Source organism: Myxococcales bacterium (genome assembly GCA_016717005.1).
Taxonomy (GTDB): domain Bacteria; phylum Myxococcota_A; class Polyangia; order Haliangiales; family Haliangiaceae; genus UBA2376.
The window spans coordinates 59,028-75,560 of record JADJUF010000049.1; the positions used below are offsets into that span (position 1 = coordinate 59,028).

At 75.1% G+C, this 16,533-nt stretch carries 14 protein-coding genes and 1 pseudogene; 9 read left to right on the plus strand and 6 right to left on the minus strand.

Going from position 1 to position 16,533, the window contains the following annotated elements:
* Positions 1-25 precede the first annotated feature (25 nt).
* Positions 26-2,179, minus strand: coding sequence for a YgiQ family radical SAM protein (locus tag IPL61_39430; GenBank protein MBK9037254.1), 2,154 nt, complete (start codon positions 2,177-2,179; stop codon positions 26-28).
* A gap of 147 nt (positions 2,180-2,326) precedes the next feature.
* Between IPL61_39430 and IPL61_39435 the strand changes: the two genes are divergently transcribed.
* The 4 genes from IPL61_39435 (at position 2,327) to IPL61_39450 (ending at position 5,148) form a co-directional block, all read left to right on the plus strand.
* A complete protein-coding gene (locus IPL61_39435) occupies positions 2,327-3,133 on the plus strand; it encodes a hypothetical protein (protein ID MBK9037255.1) in 807 nt (268 codons plus the stop codon).
* A 185-nt stretch (positions 3,134-3,318) separates the two neighbouring features.
* Positions 3,319-3,891 carry a TetR/AcrR family transcriptional regulator gene (locus tag IPL61_39440; GenBank protein ID MBK9037256.1) on the plus strand — a complete coding sequence of 191 codons (573 nt, stop codon included), beginning with the start codon at positions 3,319-3,321 and terminating at the stop codon, positions 3,889-3,891.
* A complete protein-coding gene (locus IPL61_39445) occupies positions 3,888-4,451 on the plus strand; it encodes a hypothetical protein (GenBank protein ID MBK9037257.1) in 564 nt (187 codons plus the stop codon). The genes IPL61_39440 and IPL61_39445 overlap by 4 nt, the downstream gene beginning before the upstream one ends.
* A gap of 190 nt (positions 4,452-4,641) precedes the next feature.
* Entirely contained in the window at positions 4,642-5,148 is a 507-nt protein-coding gene (locus IPL61_39450) for a DUF1993 domain-containing protein (protein ID MBK9037258.1), read from the plus strand.
* A 93-nt stretch (positions 5,149-5,241) separates the two neighbouring features.
* On the opposite strand, the gene IPL61_39455 is transcribed toward IPL61_39450, so the two are convergent.
* Positions 5,242-6,099: a hypothetical protein gene (locus IPL61_39455; protein MBK9037259.1), complete on the minus strand. Its 858-nt coding sequence runs from the start codon at positions 6,097-6,099 to the stop codon at positions 5,242-5,244.
* A 92-nt stretch (positions 6,100-6,191) separates the two neighbouring features.
* On the opposite strand from IPL61_39455, the gene IPL61_39460 reads away from it, so the two are divergent.
* On the plus strand, positions 6,192-6,782 hold the full coding sequence (locus IPL61_39460) for an RNA polymerase sigma factor (protein ID MBK9037260.1): 591 nt from the start codon (positions 6,192-6,194) through the stop codon (positions 6,780-6,782).
* A complete protein-coding gene (locus IPL61_39465) occupies positions 6,779-7,885 on the plus strand; it encodes a hypothetical protein (protein ID MBK9037261.1) in 1,107 nt (368 codons plus the stop codon). The genes IPL61_39460 and IPL61_39465 overlap by 4 nt, the downstream gene beginning before the upstream one ends.
* 13 nt (positions 7,886-7,898) lie before the next feature.
* Here the strand turns inward: IPL61_39465 and IPL61_39470 are convergent, their stop codons facing one another.
* The 3 genes and pseudogenes from IPL61_39470 to IPL61_39480 all read right to left on the minus strand — a co-directional run bounded on the left by IPL61_39470 (position 7,899) and on the right by IPL61_39480 (position 11,504).
* On the minus strand, positions 7,899-9,158 hold the full coding sequence (locus tag IPL61_39470) for an MFS transporter (GenBank protein ID MBK9037262.1): 1,260 nt from the start codon (positions 9,156-9,158) through the stop codon (positions 7,899-7,901).
* Positions 9,159-9,224: 66 nt separating this feature from the next.
* Positions 9,225-10,133, minus strand: coding sequence for a ferritin-like domain-containing protein (locus IPL61_39475; GenBank protein MBK9037263.1), 909 nt, complete (start codon positions 10,131-10,133; stop codon positions 9,225-9,227).
* 43 nt (positions 10,134-10,176) lie between these two features.
* Positions 10,177-11,504, minus strand: a pseudogene (locus IPL61_39480) (5'-deoxyadenosine deaminase).
* Positions 11,505-11,621: 117 nt separating this feature from the next.
* Here IPL61_39480 and IPL61_39485 point away from each other — a divergent pair.
* Together IPL61_39485 and IPL61_39490 are read left to right on the plus strand one after the other, a co-directional pair.
* On the plus strand, positions 11,622-13,277 hold the full coding sequence (locus IPL61_39485) for a hypothetical protein (protein MBK9037264.1): 1,656 nt from the start codon (positions 11,622-11,624) through the stop codon (positions 13,275-13,277).
* The gene (locus IPL61_39490) at positions 13,274-13,909 is read left to right on the plus strand and encodes a threonylcarbamoyl-AMP synthase (GenBank protein MBK9037265.1); all 636 of its coding nucleotides are present in this window, start codon (positions 13,274-13,276) and stop codon (positions 13,907-13,909) included. Before IPL61_39485 ends, IPL61_39490 begins: the two co-directional genes overlap by 4 nt.
* 95 nt (positions 13,910-14,004) lie before the next feature.
* Here IPL61_39490 and IPL61_39495 read toward each other — a convergent pair whose 3' ends face one another.
* Positions 14,005-15,327, minus strand: a complete 1,323-nt coding sequence (locus IPL61_39495) for a sigma 54-interacting transcriptional regulator (protein MBK9037266.1) — start codon at positions 15,325-15,327, stop codon at positions 14,005-14,007.
* Between the two features lie 228 nt (positions 15,328-15,555).
* On the opposite strand from IPL61_39495, the gene IPL61_39500 reads away from it, so the two are divergent.
* Positions 15,556-16,533, plus strand: coding sequence for a hypothetical protein (locus IPL61_39500; GenBank protein ID MBK9037267.1), 978 nt, complete (start codon positions 15,556-15,558; stop codon positions 16,531-16,533).

The window sequence follows — 16,533 nt, forward strand, 5'->3', positions numbered from 1 at the left end:
CGTCCCGCCCGGGGCGCGCGTCCCCCTACGGCTTGCGCCTGCCGACGTCGCGCTCGCGCGGGCGCGGCGGCAGGCCGGTGTGCTGGGTCAGCGCGGTGCCCTTGCGCGGCCCGCCCGGGCGGCGCGTGCCCTCGCCGACGACCGCCACGCCCTGGGGCTGCCAGCGCGGCACGAGGTGGTGCTTGCCGTTGCCGATCAGCTCGGCCCGGCCCATGCGCTCGAGCGCCTCGCGCAGCATCGGCCAGTTGGCGGGATCGTGGTAGCGCAGGAACGCCTTGTGCAGCCGGCGCCGCTGCGGGCTCCGCACGGTCGCGACCTCGGTGCGCGACTTGAGCGAGCGCAGCGGGTTGTAGCCGGTGTGGTACATCGCGGTCGCGCTCGCCATCGGCGACGGCAGGAACGCCTGCACCTGATCGGCGCGGAAGCCGTTCTGCTTGAGCCACAGCGCCAGGTTGAGCATGTCCTCGTCGGTCGTCCCCGGGTGCGCGGCGATGAAGTACGGGATCAGGTACTGCTCCTTGCCGGCCTCGGCGCTGGCCCGATCGAACAGCTCCTTGAACTTCGCGTAGCTGCCGATGCCCGGCTTCATCATGTGCGCGAGCGGCCCGTCCTCGGTGTGCTCGGGCGCGATCTTCAGGTAGCCGCCGGTGTGGTGCTGGGCCAGCTCCTTCACGTACGCCGGTGACTTCACCGCGAGGTCGTAGCGCAGGCCGCTGGCGATCAAGATCTTCTTCACGCCCGGCAGCGCCCGGGCCTTGCGGTACAGCGCGATCAGCGGGCCGTGATCGGTGCCCATGTTCTCGCAGACGTCGGGGAACACGCAGGACGGCTTGCGGCACGCCGCCTCGATCTCCTTGGTCTTGCACGCCAGCCGCCACATGTTGGCGGTCGGCCCGCCCAGGTCGCTGATGATCCCGTGGAACCCGGGCGTGCGATCGCGCACCGCCTCGATCTCGCGCAGGATCGACTCCTCGGAGCGGTTCTGGATGATCCGGCCCTCGTGCTCGGTGATCGAGCAGAACGAGCAGCCGCCGAAGCAGCCGCGCAGGATCGTCACCGAGAAGCGGATCATCTCGTACGCCGGGATCTTGGCGCCGCGGTAGCCGGGGTACGGCACCCGCTGGTACGGCAGCTCGTAGAGCGCGTCCATCTCGGCGGTGGTCAGCGGCAGCGGCGGCGGCGTCAGCCACACGTCGCGCTCGCCGTGGCGCTGCACCAGCGCGCGGGCGTTGCCGGGGTTGGACTCCTGGTGCAGCACCCGCGACGCGTGGGCGTAGAGCACGCGGTCGGTCTTGACCGCCTCGAACGCCGGCAGGCGGATGACCTGGAGGCCGCGATCGATCCGGGGCGGCCGCGCGCGCAGCTGCACCAGCGGCGCCGGCGCCGCGCCGTCGGTGGCGCAGGCCGCGCCGGGCTGGTCCTCGACCATCGCGTAGGGATCGATCGGCGGCGCCACCGGGCCGGGGCGATCGACGGTGGTCGAGTCGAGCTCGACGAAGCCGTCGCGCGGCCCCGGCGCGATGAACGCGGTGCCGCGCACGTCGCGGATCGACGCGATCGGCTGGCGCGCCGCCAGGCGGTGCGCGATCTCGACGATCGCCCGCTCGCCGTTGCCGAACACCAGCAGGTCGGCGTGGGAGTCGACCAGCACCGAGCGCCGGACGTTGTCGGACCAGTAGTCGTAGTGGGCGATGCGCCGCAGGCTGGCCTCGATGCCGCCGATGATGACCGGCACGTCGCCGAACGCCTCGCGGCACCGCTGGGCGTAGACGACCACCGCGCGATCGGGCCGGAGGCCGCCGCGGCCGTCGGGCGAGTACGCGTCGTCCGAGCGCAGCTTGCGATCGCTGGTGTAGCGGTTGACCATCGAGTCCATGTTCCCGGCGGTCACGCCGAAGAACAGCGCCGGCCGGCCCAGCGCCGCGAACGGCGCCGCCGACCGCCAGTCGGGCTGGGCGATGATGCCGACCCGGAAGCCCTGGGCCTCGAGCAGCCGCCCGACGATCGCCATGCCGAAGCTCGGGTGATCGACGTAGGCGTCGCCGGTGACCAGGACCACGTCGCACACGTCCCAGCCGAGCGCGTCCATCTCGGCCCGCGTGGTCGGCAGGAACGGCGCCGGCCCCAGGCGGTGCGCCCAGAACTTGCGATAGCCAAACAGCGGCCGTGGCGCGGACATCCGGCGCACTCTAGCCCGGACCGCCGCGATCGGCGCGCGCGATCAGAACTTCCACGCGCGGCGCGCCCGCCCTCGGGGCTCACCGGGGCGTGGCGACGCCGGCGCGCCGCCGCCGGCCCGCGCGGATCGTGGGACACTGCGCCGACGATGCGCCGCCCTCGCCTCGCCGCCCTGGCCGTCCTCGCCGCCGTCGCGCTCGCCGCCGGGAGCTGCGGCGATACCGCCGCGCCCGCGTGCGACCTGATCCTGTTCGGGCGGCCCGGCCCCAGCACCGGCCTCGGCGCCGATCGGTGCGCGCCGCGGTGCACGTGCGGCGACGTCGACTTCGAGCCGCCGACGTACACCGCCGCCGACGTCGCGGCGCTGCGCGCCTGGGCGCTGCTCGATCCGCCGCCGCCGCTGACCGACGACCCCTACGCCGCGCCGCCGCCGCCGGTCGGCGACGACGCGGTCTGCGCGGTGGTCCGCGAGCCGGTCGCCCGGCAGTACCGCCTGCGCGACTACCCGACCCAGGCCGCGGCGCTCGCCGACGGCGCGGTGCCGACCCACTTCGGCGTGTGCGGCCGGTGCTCGCCGCTGGCCGACCTCGCGGTCTACATGGAGCAGGGCGATCTGACCGCGCCCGTGCGCGCGTGCGGCCTGGCCTTCCCCAGCGGCCCCGCCGCCGACCACGTCCAGTGCCTGCGCGACCTGGGCTTCACCGAGCCGTGCGCGCAGATCTGGTACTACAACACCGTCCACACCCGGGCCGCGTGCCTGGCGCCGTGCTTCGCGGCGCTCGATCAGCCGTACCACCTGCCCGACGGCTCGCTCAACGAGTGCCTCCGCTGCGACGAGGTCAACAGCGGCCCGGTGTTCAAGGCCATCGCCGGCCGCACCCGCCGCAACACCGGCCTCCCGAGCGCGCTGTGCCGCCCGTGCAGCGAGGTGCGCCCGCTGATCCACGCGTACTGACCTGCGACCACGCGGGCCGGGCCGCCGCACGCGACCGACGGCATCACCGCGCCGGGGCGGCCGCGGCGCAGGTTTTCGCTGGACCTCCTCGGCCGCCGGCGCTCTCTCCCGCGGAATCAACGTTCGGCCGCCGAATCGCCGCCCCCCGGGGGCGACCGCCGCGGGTCGGCGGCGGGCGCGAGGCGTTGCTCGACGCGGCGCTGACCTTGTTCGCCGAGCGCGGCTACCACGGCGCGTCGATCCCCGAGATCGCCGCCGCCGCCGGCATGGCGCCCGCGTCGATCTACCGGCACGTCGCCAGCAAGGACGCGCTGGTCAACCTGGTGTTCCGGCAGGCCAAGGGCGCGCTCGGCGCGGCGCTCGTCGAGGGCGTGCCGGCGCAGGGGCCGCTGCGCACGCGCTTCGACGCGCTCTGGGCCGCGCTCGATCGGTTCGCCCGCACCGAGCCGCGGGCGTTCGCGTTCCTCGAGCTGCACCACCACGGCGACTACCTCGACGCCGAGTCGCGCGCGGTCGAGCTGCGCGTGCTCGCGCCGATCGCCGCGGTCGTGACCCAGGGCCTCGCCGCCGGCGCGCTGCGCGGTCGCTCGGCGCCGGCGCTGATCATCACGGTGTGGGGCGCGTTCGTCGGGATGGTGCGCGCCACCCGCGCCGGCTACGTCCCGTTCACCGCCGCCCTGTCCCGGGAGGTCGCCGCCAGCGCGTGGGCCGCGATCGCCGCGCCCGCCACCTCGCACGCTCGCAAGGACTCACCATGACCGTCACCGTCGCCCCGTCCTCGTCCTCGTCCCCGTCGTCCACCGCCGCCGCGCCGCGCCCGACCAGCCTCGACGCGCTGGCCGCGCTCGACGTCGCCGCGCTCGACGCGGTCTACCGCGCCGGCACCGTGCCGGCGTCGCTGACCGCCCTCGACGGCGACCCCACCTGCCGGATGCTGGCGATCCGCGGGCTCGATCGCGGCGCCCGCGGCCAGGCCGTCCGCGCGCTGGCCGCGGCCCGCCGGTTCCCCTGGGCGGGCAAGAGCTTCGCGGCCGAGGACGACGGCCACGGCCGCGGCATCAACCGGGTCCGGCTCGGCGACGGCAAGCGCTGGTTCCCGTTCGAGACCCGCTTCGAGGCGTCGGCCATCGACGGCCGCCCGTGCATCTTCCTCGACTACGATCAGGCCCCCAACCCGCGGCCGATCCGGATGATCCGCGACGAGCTGCGCGAGGTCGCGCCCGGCCTGTTCCTCGGCCCGGCGATGCTCGACGACGGCCGCCGCCCGGCCCGGCTGGTGCTGTGGTTCGCCTGCGACGCGCGCGGCGCCCGGGCCTGACCTCGACGATCACGCGGTCTGGCGGCGCCGCGCGCCGCGCGTGACCTTGGCCAGCACGCCCAGCCGCGCGAAGTCGACGTCGTGGTGGCGGGCTGGTCCATGACGCCACGCGAGCGCGGGCCGCGGGATCCGATCGTGAAGTTACCCTGCGCGCCCGCCGGCGCCGCGGATGCGGCGTAGCATCGCCGGCATGAACCTCTACGACGCCACCGTCCCGATCTTCACCAAGTTCTTGACCAACCTCGATGGCTGGCTCGAGCGGGCCACGGCCCTGGCCGCCGCCAAGAAGTTCGAGCCCGAGCGCTTCGTCGAGGCCCGCCTGGCGCTCGATCAGTACGCGCTGCGCCAGCAGGTCCAGGCCGCGTGCGATCAGGCCAAGTACACGGTCGCCAAGCTGACCGGCAAGGAGCCGCCGGCGCACCCCGACACCGAGCGCACGATGGCCGAGGTGCGCGCACGCATCCAGACCTGCCTGGCCTACCTGGCGACGTTCACCCCCGACGACTTCGTCGGCGCCGAGGAGCGCCGCTGCGCCCACGACTGGATGGGCGGCAAGGGCATGCGCGGCGGCGACTACCTCGATCACATGGCGCTGCCGAACTTCCACTTCCACCTGACCACCGCCTACTCGATCCTCCGCCACAACGGCGTCGAGCTGGGCAAGATCGTGTTCATCGGCCACCTGCCGCTGAGCTGATCTTCCCGGGCGGCCTGTCGCCAGGCGAGGCGCCCGGCGCGTCGACCCGTGCTCGACCGAGCTGGCGACGCGAGCGGATCGCCCGGCCCCGGCTCAGAGCCCCAGGACCAGCCCGATCCGGAACCCGACGAACGGGTAGAGCGCGGCGCCGCCGCCGTCGTCGGCGTCGATCACGCTGCCGCCGGCGTCGAGCACCATCTGGCCGCCGACGTGGGGCGAGAAGAACTTGATCGCCTCGACCCGGACGAAGGCGTCGACCGCGTCGCCGTCGACGCAGAAGAACACGCACGACGAGAAGGTCTTGACGCCGACGCCGCCGCCGACGCGGAGCTGGCCGACGCCGGCGACGCCGCGCCACAGCGAGCTGGACCGCTGGGTCCAGTCGGCGACGCCGTGGGTGTACGCGACCGCGCCGCCGACCGTGCCCCACAGCTCGGTCGGGCCCATCCAGCCCTCGATCGCCAGGCCCGGGATCGGATAGACCGCGGCGCCGACGGCGAAGAAGTCTGACGACGTCATGCCACCCTCGAGCGCGGCGACGCGGCGCGCGCGGCGGACCGGGCCCGGCGCCGCCGCGGCGGTGGCCGGCGGCGCCGTCACGGGCGGGCGGGTCGCGGTGACCCGCGCGGCCAGGTTGGCGACCACCGGCGTCAGCGTCGCGACCGCGGCCTCGCGATCGGCCGGCACCGGCGCCAGCCGCGACGACGCGGCCGGCTGACCGGTCGCCTGATCGATCAGCGTGATCTGCAGCGCGTCGCCGACGGCGGTGAGGTCGAGGGTCACGCCCAGGCGCGCCAGGAGGATGCCGTCGGCGGCGAGCTCGTCGGTGACCCGCTGCTCGAGGAAGGCCTCCCGGGACTCGGCCGCGGCCGGCGGCGCGGGCTGGGCGGCGGCGAGGGACCAGGCGCCCACGAGGCACGCCAGGCACGACACGAGGACGACAGACTTCATGGTGGGTGAGTGGCACGGGGCCGGCCGCGCTCGTCAAATTTTGTCACGGGACCGCTCGATCCCGCGGCGCGCGTGCGCCATACACCGCGGGCATGGCGCCGGTGTCGGCCGAACAGCTCGCGGACCTCGCGCGCCGAGCGCAAGCCGGCGACGCGGTCGCGACCGGCGAGCTCCTGCGCGCGCTGTACGCGGTCGTCCGCAAGCAGATCCACTTCATCCTGGGCAGCGGCCCCGCCGTCGACGACGCGGTCCAGGACACGATGATCGCGCTGCACCGCGGCCTGCCCGGGTTCCGCGGCGAGGCCAGCCCGCGCACCTGGGCGATCGCGATCGCGATGCGCACCGCGCGGCGCCAGCGTCGCCGCGAGGCCCGCCACCCCCACGGCGGCGACGACGTCGAGGTCGCGACCTTCGACGTCGATCAGGCCGGCGCCGCCGAGCTGGCGGTGATGCGCCGCGCGCTCGCGACCCTCGATCTCAAGAAGCGTGAGGCGTTCGTGGTGATGGGCATCCTCGAGCTGACGGCCGAGGAGGCCGGCCGCGCGCTCGGCACGTTCGCCAACACCGCCGCCAGCCGCTACCGCCACGCGCGCGCCGAGCTCGAGGCCTACCTGGCCCGTCGCGGTGACGAATCTTTGACGACCGCGCCCACCGCGCGGCCACCAACCAGGGAGACCCCATGAGCGCTGGGCCTGGCCTCGACGACCTGCTGGCGCGCGCGCGCGCGGCCGAGGTGCGCCCGGAGCTCGCGGCGGCCGCGGTCGCTGACGCCGCGCGCGCGGTCCGGGTGGCCGCCCCACCGCGGCGGTGGCGGTGGCCGCTCGTGGCCGGTGGCCTGGCGGTCGCGGCGGCGGTGCTGGTGCTGCTCGTGCGCCCGCGGCCCGGCGGCCCGACGGCGGCGACCGTCTTGACGATCGGCGATCGCGTCGCGATCGCGGTCGAGCCCGGCGGTCGCTACGGGGTCGTCGCGGCCGACGCCGACCGCACGATCATCGCGATCGAGCGCGGCACGGTCACCGCCCGGCTGTGGCCCGGCGCGCGCCGCTACCACCTGGCGCTGCGCGGCGCCGACGTCGTCGCGACCGCGACCGGCACGATCTACACGCTCGCGGTCGACGATCGCGGCGCGGTGGTCCGGGTCCACGCCGGCACGGTCGCGGTGGTCGAGCCCGGCGGGACCCACGCGATCAGGGCCGGCGCGTGGTGGCCCGCCGACGCCGCGGGCCGCGACCTCGGCACCGCCGCGGCCGCGCGCCTGCTCGCGCTCGCGGCGCCGACCCACCCGCCGACCGCGGTCCCCGCGCCGCTGGCGCCCGTCGCCGTCGACGCCGGGGTCACGCCCGACACGCCCGACGCCGCCGGCGCGCCCGACGCCGCCGCGCCGCGCGGCCTGGCGCCGCCACCCGTCGACGCCGGCCTGACGCCGCGCGATCCCGCCGGCGCGATCACCGACGCCGGCCCGGCCGTCGCGCCGGCCGACGCCGCGGCGCCGGCGATGGTCGAGCGCTGGCGCCAGGCCCGCTTGCTGCGCGCCCAGGGCCAGCCCCACGCCGCCGCGGCCGCGTGCCTCGCGATCGCCGCCGCTGGCGATCCGACCTGGGCGCCGATCGCGCTGGTCGAGGCGATCCGGATCAACCTCGACGCGCTGGCGGCGCCCGAGGCCGCGCTGGCGCTCGCCGATCGCATGCTCGCGACCTGGCCCGCCCACTCGCTGGTGGACGACACGCGCCAGCTCCGGTGCCGAGCGCTCCGTCAGCTCGGCCGCGGCGCCGAGTGCGCGCCCTGACCGTCGCCGGCGCTCAGGCGATCGTCGCCTCGGGCAGCGTCGCCGGCGCCGCGGCCGCGGCCTGCCGGGCCCGCACCCGGCGCTCGACCGGCCACATCAGGATCGGCATGCACACCGCGAAGCCGATCGACGCGAACACGACCACGTCGATGTGCAGCAGGTGCTGATCGGGCGCGCTGCGGACGATCTGCGACGCCGAGATCGCGCCGGCCGACGACGCCAGGTGCTGCACCGCCGACTGCAGCGACATGTACTGCGCGCGCTCGTGCGGCGCCGGCAGCTTCGACGACAGCGCCGACAGCGGCACGCCCCGCAGCGACGCGGTGCACATGAACAGCGCGAACACGACCACCACCGGCACGATCGGCGCCGCCGGGAGGAACCCGACCATGAGCGCGACCGACACCAGCACCGTGCCCAGGATCGCCACCGGGGTCGAGCCGATCTTGTCGACGGTCGGCCCGGTGATGCGCACGACGACGAAGCTGGCGACGCCGCCGACCAGGTACAGGATCTTGATCTCGGCGTCGGGCACGTGGTGGTTGTTCTGCAGGAACGACCGCACGTACGGCACGACCATGAACACCGACCAGGTCATGGCCGCGGCCGCGCCCAGGGTCATCAGCATCTCGGGCCGGCGCAAGAGCGCCATCGTGGGCGTGCGGGCCGGGCGCGGACCGTCGAGGTGCCGGCGCATCGGCGGCAGCGTCCGCGCCACGAAGATCGTGACGCCCAGGCCGATGGCCGCCAGCGCGAAGAACGGCGTCCGCCACGAGCCGAGCTCGGCCGCGTACAGCCCGGCCGGCACGCCGACGACCGACGCCACCGAGAACGCCGCCATGACGACGCTCATGGCCGCGCCGCGCCGCGCCGCGGGCACCACGTCGGCGACGATCGCCATCGACAGCGACGTCGCCGGCCCGCCGAACATGCCCGCCAGGATCCGCGCCGCCATCATGCTGTGGAGATCGCGCGCGAAGCCGCCGGCCGCGGTCGCGGTGACCAGCCCCAGCATCGCGCACGTCAGCGCGAGCCGCCGATCGAACCGATCGAGGAAGCGGGCGGCGATCACGCCGGCGATCGCGGCCGCGAGCGTGTAGCTGCCGCCGATCAGCCCCAGCCGCGACTCGTCGATCGCCAGCGCCCGGGCGAAGTCGCGCCCGAGCGGCATGACCATCACGAAGTCGAGCACGTTGACGAGCTGGACCATCGCGACCAGCCAGACCACGCGCCGCTCGAGGCCGGTGGCCGGCGGCGCGGAGGGAGACGACATCGGCCCATCATGACCGAGGCCGCCGCCGGCGGCTAGCGCGCCACCGCGAACGGACTGTCCCGGCGGTCAGGCGTCGCTGGGATCGGGCTCGCCCGCGGCCGGCAGCGTGTAGCCGGCGACGTGCGGGTCGCTCAGGTAGACGTCGGTCAGGCGCTTCTTCTTGGGCCAGAACGGCAACAGCCGCAGCGGCGTGGCCAGCAGGCCCAGCAGGCCGCCCAGCGCCTTGCCGCCGTAGGCCTCGGCCACCAGGGCGAACCGCTTGAGCGCGCCCAGCTCGGCCAGGGGCCGGTCGAGCACGCCGATCCGGCGCAGCCGGGTCTCGGCGCACCGGTTCGACAGCGCCAGGAACTCGGGCAGCTGGCGCATGACCGGGTGCGGCTCGCCGGTGCCGGTCTGGTTGAGGCGCTTGTCCATGTAGCCGGCCAGCTTGCGCACGCCCCACATCGACACCAGCGACAGGCCCAGCAGGCGTCGCCGCAGCCAGGCCTTGCCGGCGATGGCCTTCGCGGTCTCGCGCTCGCCGAACTCGACGTGGCGCTCCTCCTGCTTGACCGCGCGCCGCAGGATGTCGACCGACGGCTTGTGATCGAGCGAGTCGATCACCGCGTAGAACGCCATCAGCACGAAGCCCTCGCCCTGGGCCATCTCGAGCGCGACGTGCTCGGCCCACGAGCCGCCCATCATCCCCGTCGACAGGAACCGCACCGCCCAGTGGGCCTTGGCCGGCGCGACGCCGAGCATCGTCATGATGCGCAGGAAGTTGTCGACGTGCTGCATCTCCTCGAGCGACTGCCGGGCCAGGAACTTGGCCGCCTGCACGTCGGGCGCGTCGTACAGCCAGTGCCCGACCTGGATGCCGGTCATCTCGCCGTAGAGGAACTGGTTCATCATCCAGCCGAGCAGCTCGCGGTCCTTGACCGGATCGAACTGGGCGCCCTGGAAGTCGAACGACATCTCCTCGCGCGTGAGCAACATGCCCGGAGGGTACCGCAGGTCGGACCAGCGAGCACCCGGGGCCTCACATCCGCGCGAACACCTCGCGGGCGGCGGCCGTGGCCGCGCGGGTGACCGCGGCGACGTCGAGCGTCAAGAGGGTCCGGTCGCGCACCACCAGCGCGCCGTCGACCGCGACGTGGCGGACGTCCGTGCTGCGGGCGGCGTAGACCACGGCCGACAGCGGGTGCTCGGCCGGGACCACGTGGGGCCCGGTCAGGTCGACCGCGATCACGTCGCCGCGGCGGCCGACCGTGAGCGCGCCGATCTGATCGCCGAGGCCGAGCGCCGCGCGGCGCCGCCGCGGGTCGCGATCGCCAGCGCCTGGCTGGCCGGCATCGCCTTGGGCCCGCACCGCGGCTTGTGCACGAGCGCCGCCAGGCGCAGCTCGAGGAAGCCGTCGAGGTTGTTGTTGCAGGGCGCGCCGTCGGCGCCGAGCGCCACGTGGACGCCGCGATCGATCAGCTCGGGGATCGCGGCGACGCCCGACGCCAGCTTGAGGTTGGAGCTGGGGCAGTGCAGCACGTGGGCGCCGCTCTCGCGCAGGAGCTCGAGCTCGTGCTCGTCGAGGTGGATGCAGTGGGCGATGCCCGTGCGCGGGCCCAGCACGCCCAGGTCAGCCAGGGCCTCGAGGTTGCGCTTGCCGAACCGCGCCGCCACCGCCGCGATCTCGCCGCGGTTCTCGCTGGCGTGGGTGTGGATCCCGAGCCCGCGAGCGCCGGCGCGACGGCCGACCTCGCGCAGCAGCTCGTCGGTGCACGACAGCACGAACCGCGGCGCGTAGGCGTACCGCAGCCGGCCGCCGGCGGCGCCGTGCCAGCGCTCGACCAGCGCCTCGGACGCGTCGAGCGACGCCTGCGTCGACTCGCGCAGCCCGGGCGGGATCGCCGGGTCGGGCGCGTCCATCATGGCCTTGCCGATGGTGGCGCGCAGGCCGGTGCGCTCGGCGGCCGCGAACACCGCGTCGGTGTGATGGACCGTGGCCATGTCCAGGATCGCGGTGGTGCCGCCCAGGAGCAGCTCGGCCATCGCCAGCTCGGCCGCGGCGGTGAGCGCGGCGTGATCGAGCGCGCCCTCGTACGGCCACACCACCTGGTGCAGCCAGTCGAGCAGCTCGAGGTCGTCGGCCCGGCCCCGGGCCAGGGTCTGGCAGGTGTGGACGTGGGCCTGGACCAGGCCCGGCATGACCACGCAGCCGCTGGCGTCGACGATCTGGTAGTCGGACGTGCTCGGGGTGTAGGCCCCGCCGACCGCGACGATCACGCCGTCCTTGATCGCCAGGTCGCCGGCGACGATCCGGTGGTCGTCGTCGACCGTCACGATCGTGCCCCCGCGGAAGATCAGCTCGGCCATCGCCGCCACGTTACCGCCAGCGCACGATCGCCGCCACTGGTGGGCCGCGCCGCGCGGCCGCGGTGTCACCGCGGGGCGGTGTTGCCCACGACCGCCCGACCGGCGTAGCCTCGGCGGATGCCTCGCCCGTGGTCTGCCCGCGTCGTCGCCCTCGTGGCCCTGTCCTTGCTGGGCGCGTGCGCGTTCGACCCTCGCGCGACGTCCGGGATGCCCGACGCCGCCGACGCCGCCGATCCCGACGGCGGGCCGATCGACGCCGTCGACGCCCTGCCCGTCGACGCGTGCGTGCCGCGGGCCGGCGGCGAGCTGTGCAACGGCCTCGACGACGACTGCGACGGCTTCGTCGACGAGGCGTTCGCGACCCTCGGCACCGCCTGCGACGGCCCCGACACCGACCTGTGCCTCGACGACCTGGTCCACTGCGCCGCCAGCGGCACGACCACCGAGTGCGGCGACGCGACCGCCGACGACGACGTCGAGCTCTGCAACGGCGCCGACGACGACTGCGACCTGGCGACCGACGAGGGCTTCCCCGGCCTCGGCGTGGCGTGCGACGGCGCCGACGCCGACCTCTGCGCCGAGGGCATGGTCGTGTGCACGAGCGACGGCCTCGGCGTGGTCTGCTCCGACGCCACCGCGGACTCGCTCGAGACCTGCAACGGCGCCGACGACGACTGCGACCTCGCCACCGACGAGGGCTTCGCGCTCGGCACCGCCTGCGACGGCACCGACGGCGACGCCTGCCTCGAGGGCGTGGTCGAGTGCGACCCGAGCACCGGCGGCGCCCGCTGCACCGACACCACCGGCACGATCGTCGAGCTGTGCAACAACGTCGACGACGACTGTGACATCGCGATCGACGAGACGTTCGATCTCACCTCGGACGTCATGAACTGCGGCCTGTGCGGGCGCACCTGCTCCAACTCGTTCGGCACCACGGCGTGCATGGCGTCGACCTGCGCGCCGACGTGCGCCGCCGGGGCCAACGACTGCGACGGCAACCCGGTCACCGGCTGCGAGCTGCGCGACACCAACCCGGCGTGCGCCGGCGCCACCGCGCTCGGCTTCGTCAACGGCGACAGCGCCAGCACCGCGCTCACCGCCACCGGCTACGGCGAGGCGTTCTACACGGTGTCGGTGCGCGAGGTCGTGGCCGGCAACAACGACGTGCGCGCGCAGGTCACGCTGACCAGCCCGCCCGGCACGAACTTCGATCTCGACGTGACCTGCCTGGCCTGCGGCGGCACGACCCAGTCGTCGAACAACCTCACCGGCGACGACGTGGTCGGCGTCCGCCGCCCCGACACCTCGGGCATGGGCGACACCTACACGGTCGTCATCGGCGTGCGCTGGACCAGCTCGAGCGCGTGCGGCTCGTGGAGCCTGACGGTCGCGGGGGGGGGGGGCGCGCGGCGGGGGCGGGGGGGGGGGCGGCCCCCCCCGCCCCGCGGTCCCGGGCCGGCGCGGGGGGGGGCGGCCCGCCGGCGCGCGCGGGCGGCGGGGGCCGCCCGGGGGGGGGCCCGGGGGGGGGGGGGCGGGGGGGGGGCCCCCGCCGGGGTTGGGGGGGGCGGGCGGGCCGGCGCGCGCGGGGGGGGGGGCGGGGGGGGGGGGCGGGCCGGACCGGGTCGACCGGCCACGACCTGCAGTGCAACTGACGCCGGCGGCGCCCGCCGCCGGGGACGGAACCGCGGGCGATCGCGAAACATCCGTCGCCAGCGGCCGGACGGTTGGCGTACAGTGGATGGGATGAGTGACGGACGGTGCTCGCGATGAAGACCATCCCGCTCGCCGAGGCCGCCGACCGCGCCGCCGAGATCGCTCGCGTGGTCGCGGACGGTGGGCTCGCGTGCTTCCCGGTGCGGGGCGCGTACCGCATCGCCGCCGACGCCCGGTCCGAGGCCGCGGTCCAGCGCCTGATGCAGAGCAAGCGCCGGGCGAAGAACCACCCGACCTTGGTGATGGTCGCGGACCTCGCCAGCGCCCGCGGCGTCGTCGACGGCACGGCGTGGCAGACCACCCGACAGCTGGCCGCGCGCCTGTGGCCGGGGCCGCTGACGCTGGTGCTGCCGCCGAGCGACGAGCTGCCGGCCAAGGTCCGCAAGGTCCTGACCCGCGCGACCGGCACGCTCGGCGTGCGCGTCCCCGACGACGTCCTCGCGACCAACATCATGCGGGCGTTCGGCGGCGCGCTGCTGCTGTCGAGCGCCAACATCGAGCAGAAGCCGGGCGCCAGCTCGGCGGCGACCGTGAAGCAGCGGTTCGTCCACGCGGTCGACGTCTGGGTCGACGCGGGCGACGTGACGCCGGCGCCGCGCTCGACGATCGTCGCGGTCCGGGACGGCGCCTGGGAGCTGGTGCGCGACGGCGCCATCTCCCGCGCCGACATCGAGCAGGCCGCCGCGTAGCCAGCGGCTGGCCGGCCGGGCTGCGGGCACGGCGCCAGGGCCGGCCGCGGCCCGTCGTACCTTCGGGGGCGCCCGGTTCGGGCCGCCCACCTCGATCACGACGGCGCCTTGGGACGCGGGATCCGATAGAGCCGCAGCTTGGTGACCAGCGTCGCGCGCGACACGCCCAGGCGCTGCGCCGCCTTGGTCTGGTTGCCCGCGCACGCCTCGAGCGCGGCGACGATCCGCTCGCGCTCGCTGGCCTCGGCCGCGGTCATCGGGCCCGGGCCGACCGCGACCGGCGACGCCACCGCCGCCGGCGGCGCGGCCGCGCTGACGGTGTCGAACAGCACGTGGACCGCGCCGATCGGCCCGCCCTGCGCCAGCAGCGCCGCGCGGTCGATCGCGTTCTTGAGCTCGCGGACGTTGCCGGGCCAGTCATGCGCCGCCAGGCGGGCCAGCGCCGCGGGCGTCAGCGCGTCGGCGCGGCCGGTGGCCTCGAGCGCGAACCGCGCCGCGAGCTCGGCCACGCGGTGGGGCCGCTCGCGCAGCGGCGACACCATCAGCGTGATCCCGGCGAGCCGGTAGAACAGGTCGCGGCGGAACGTGCCGGCCACGCTGGCCGCCGCCAGGTCGCGGTGGGTCGCCGCGACGAACCGCACGTCGATCGGCTGCGGGCGCACCGATCCGACCCGCAGCACCTCGCGGTTCTCGATCGCGCGCAGGAGCTTGGCCTGGAGCTCGATCGGCATCTCGCCGATCTCGTCGAACATCACCGTGCCGCCGGCCGCGGCCTCGAGCAGGCCGGCCTTGGCCGTCGCCGCGCCGGTGAACGAGCCGCGCTCGTGTCCGAACAGCTCGCTCTCGAGCAGCGCCGGGGCCAGCGCGGCGCAGTTGACCGCGAGCATGGGGCCGGTGCGCCCCGACAGCCGGTGCAGGGCCCGGGTCAGGACCTCCTTGCCGGCGCCGGTCTCGCCGGTGATCACGATGTTCACCGGGCTCTGGGCGACGGCGCGCACCAGCGCCGGCGGGCTGGTCAAGGTCGGGTCGTCGATCGCGATGCTCGAGCCGCCGATCGCCGCGCGCACCACCGACACCGCGCGCGGCACGATCACGAGCGTGAACGGCCCCACCGTGAAGCCCTCGCCGGGCACCACCGCCGTCGTCGCGTCGACCGGGACCGCCTCGCCGCGGACCTGGGTGCCGTTGCGGCTGCCGAGATCGGTCACGGCCCAGCCGCCGTCGACCCGGACCTGCGCGTGCCGCCGCGACACCCGCTCGTGGTCGAGCACGAGCTGGCAGCTCGGGTCGCGGCCGATCACGACCTCGCCGCGCGCGGGCAGCGACACCGCCAGCACCACGCCGGCCCCGGAGGCCAGCAGCGCCCAGCCGCCTTCGTCACCGCCGAGATCGTCGACGCCCGTGACCGTGGTCTCCACGGCGCGAGCATACGCGATCGCCGTGGGCCTCGCGGCGCCGCGGCGCACCGACCGCCGGGCGCACGCCGTCGCGGCGCCGGCCGCCGGCGGTGAGCAACGACCGCGCGATCCGCGGGGTCGCAGGCCGGTGCGTGAGCAAGCGTTGCTCACCAGGGGCGCGCCGGCGCTCGAAGTTCGCGGCGCCGCGACGGTCGGGGCGTGGCCTCGAAGGTGCAAAGCACCTCGCCCATGACGCACCATCGTACGCTCGGCACCGTCGTCACCCTCGCGCTCACCCTCGCCGCCGCGACCGCGGTCGCGGACGAGTACCTCGAGTTCACGCAGGCGGACGTGGACAAGGCGATCAAGGCCAAGGACGTCGGGACCCTGACGAACTACTGCCTGCACAACGCCAACCTCGACGGCGCCTGGAAGAGCGCGTGCCACGCGGTCCTGGCCGACTATGAGGCCAAGGGTGACGCCGAGACGCTGATGCGCATCTGCAACGGCAACATCAAGGCCTGGCACACCGACTACTACCAGCCCGCGTGCGAGGTGGGCACGCGCCTCAAGGCCGGCGCCTACAAGAAGGCCCTGGCCGACTGCGGCAAGCTCAAGGAGACGTGGGCCACGTACCAGCAGGGCCTGGCCCGCGCCGACGAGGATCAGCTGTTCTTCGCCGTCGGGCTCCGGGCCGCCGAGTGCAAGGCCTGGGACTTCGTCTGGACCGACCTGGTCCACCAGGGCGAGCGCGGCCCGGCGCTGCTCGGCAAGCTGGCCGCCGCCGGCGTCGCGGTCGACGCCGAGCTGATGACCTACCTCGCGGCCAACAAGGATCACCCGTTCGACTTCGAGTACGGCGAGTTCGCGGCCGAGCACGCGCTGACCTGGATGCGCGAGGCCGGCAAGGTCGGCGCGTGCGCGCGGTTCGTGCCCTACGCCAAGAAGGCCAGCGCGGCGACGCTCAGCACCTGGCTCGCGTTCTTCGCCGACACCGAGTGCAGGGCCGCCCTGCCGCTGGTGCTGCCGCGCCTGAAGTCCAAGATCGCCGCCCAGCGCCGCCAGGCCTGCGCGATCATCGGCGTGCTCGGCGGCAAGAAGGACATCGCCAAGCTGAAGGTCCTGGCCAAGCGCGACCCCGAGTACAAGATCGAGCGCGGCAACGTGAAGACCTACTGGGTGCGCGAGGCCTGCGACGCCGCGATCGGCCAGATCGAGCTGCAGTAA

Coding starts and splice junctions, on each gene's coding strand:
- IPL61_39465 (MBK9037261.1), top strand. CDS start 6,779: ATGAGCGCTGGGCCTGGCCTCGACGACCTGCTGGCGCGCGCGCGCGCG.
- IPL61_39455 (MBK9037259.1), bottom strand. CDS start 6,099: ATGAAGTCTGTCGTCCTCGTGTCGTGCCTGGCGTGCCTCGTGGGCGCC.
- IPL61_39470 (MBK9037262.1), bottom strand. CDS start 9,158: ATGTCGTCTCCCTCCGCGCCGCCGGCCACCGGCCTCGAGCGGCGCGTG.
- IPL61_39450 (MBK9037258.1), top strand. CDS start 4,642: ATGAACCTCTACGACGCCACCGTCCCGATCTTCACCAAGTTCTTGACC.
- IPL61_39445 (MBK9037257.1), top strand. CDS start 3,888: ATGACCGTCACCGTCGCCCCGTCCTCGTCCTCGTCCCCGTCGTCCACC.
- IPL61_39430 (MBK9037254.1), bottom strand. CDS start 2,179: ATGTCCGCGCCACGGCCGCTGTTTGGCTATCGCAAGTTCTGGGCGCAC.
- IPL61_39500 (MBK9037267.1), top strand. CDS start 15,556: ATGACGCACCATCGTACGCTCGGCACCGTCGTCACCCTCGCGCTCACC.
- IPL61_39475 (MBK9037263.1), bottom strand. CDS start 10,133: ATGTTGCTCACGCGCGAGGAGATGTCGTTCGACTTCCAGGGCGCCCAG.
- IPL61_39485 (MBK9037264.1), top strand. CDS start 11,622: ATGCCTCGCCCGTGGTCTGCCCGCGTCGTCGCCCTCGTGGCCCTGTCC.
- IPL61_39460 (MBK9037260.1), top strand. CDS start 6,192: ATGGCGCCGGTGTCGGCCGAACAGCTCGCGGACCTCGCGCGCCGAGCG.
- IPL61_39435 (MBK9037255.1), top strand. CDS start 2,327: ATGCGCCGCCCTCGCCTCGCCGCCCTGGCCGTCCTCGCCGCCGTCGCG.
- IPL61_39490 (MBK9037265.1), top strand. CDS start 13,274: ATGAAGACCATCCCGCTCGCCGAGGCCGCCGACCGCGCCGCCGAGATC.